The following is a 1,364-nucleotide window of genomic DNA, read 5'->3' as shown; positions in this document are numbered from 1 at the left end:
CCTCCGCACCGGCACCTGACCGACGGGACGGCCGCGAACCGCCACTGACGCGGCAGCCCCTCCTCGAGGTCGGGGCGTGCGGGTCCGGATGGCGGGACTGCCAGCGTTCGCCGGGTCCGGAGGGCGGGACTGCTCGCGTTCGCCGGGCCCGGATGGGACTGCTCGCGTTCGCCGGGTCCGGAGGGCGGGACTGCTCGCGTTCGCCGGGTCAGGCGAGGCGGGGGGTGGCGCCCAGCAGCGAGTGGACGGCGGTGCGGCCGATGTCGAGGGCGCGGGTGAGCAGGTCGGTGTCGCGGGCGGCGCTGTCGATGGCGGGGGCGTCGGCGGGTGGGTGGACCTGGAGGACGCGGTCGCCCAAGTCGGCGAGGAAGCTGTCCTCGACGGCCTGCTGGCCGGGGCGCTGGGACCAGGCGCGGAAGGCGCCGGGCGCGATGGCACGCATGTAGCCGCCGCCGACGAGGCGGTGCAGCAGGGGTGCGGGTGGGCGGACTTCGTCGGTGCGGCGGGTGCGCAGGACCAGGGCGTGGGTGGTGCCCGCCGCGACGGCGGAGCGGATCGGGACGGTCTCGGACAGGCCGCCGTCGAAGTAGCTGCGGCCGCCGAGATCGACCGGGGGACCGGCGAGCAGGGGCAGGCCCGCGGAGGCGCGCAGCGCGGTCATCAGGGTGGTTTTGTCCACGATGTGCGGGCCGAGGTCCACCGACCGGCCGGTGCGGACGTCGGTCGCGATCGGGTGGAAGGTGGTGGGGTTGGCCAGGATGGCAGGGAAGTCCATCGGCTCGATGCCGTCGTAGACGTGGTGCACCAGATAGCGCAGATCGAAGACCGGGCGCCCGCGCAGGATCCGCACCGGATCGACCACCCGGCGCATGATCGTCGCATCGGTCCAGGACCGCATGCCCGTCGCCGCCCGCCCGCACAGCAGCCACGCGCCGTTGATCGCCCCCGCCGACGTGCCGTAGACGGCGTCGAACACCCCGGCCAGGCCGAGCTCCTCGAGTGCCTGCACCATGCCGCTGGAGTACACACCGCGGCTGCCGCCACCCTCGATCACCAGCGCCAGGCGATTCCCGTCGCCGCGGTTCCCGGCCTCCCTGCGGCTACGGATCACCTGGGCGACCGTGGCCGGACCCGGTGAAGCCGACGGATCCTGATCGATGCGCGCACTGCTGGTCACCCGACCCACGATACGACAGGGTCCGGGAGTCCGGCCTGGTCGAATGCATGATCTTCGCCGCCCGTTCATCGGGTTGCGGCGAATATGTCGAAACGACGACGGGCGCCCCGCGTGATAGACCCGCGCCCCGCTAACACGGAACAACGAAATGTTGTCTTCCACGAACCGGGCCGGGGTGTTGGCGGCG

General features: G+C 73.0%; 1 protein-coding gene. It reads right to left on the bottom strand.

Annotated elements, in window-relative coordinates; genetic code table 11:
* Positions 1 to 208: 208 nt before the first annotated feature.
* Positions 209 to 1,177: a patatin family protein gene (locus tag ACFWPJ_RS32950; RefSeq protein ID WP_378857451.1), complete on the bottom strand. Its 969-nt coding sequence runs from the start codon at positions 1,175 to 1,177 to the stop codon at positions 209 to 211.
* Between the last annotated feature and the right edge of the window lie 187 nt (positions 1,178 to 1,364).

The organism is Nocardia sp. NPDC058497 (genome assembly GCF_042720195.1).
Classification (GTDB): Bacteria; Actinomycetota; Actinomycetes; order Mycobacteriales; family Mycobacteriaceae; genus Nocardia.
The sequence above is the reverse complement of the archived record's forward strand: the minus strand, read 5'-3'. Positions and strand labels throughout refer to the sequence as shown.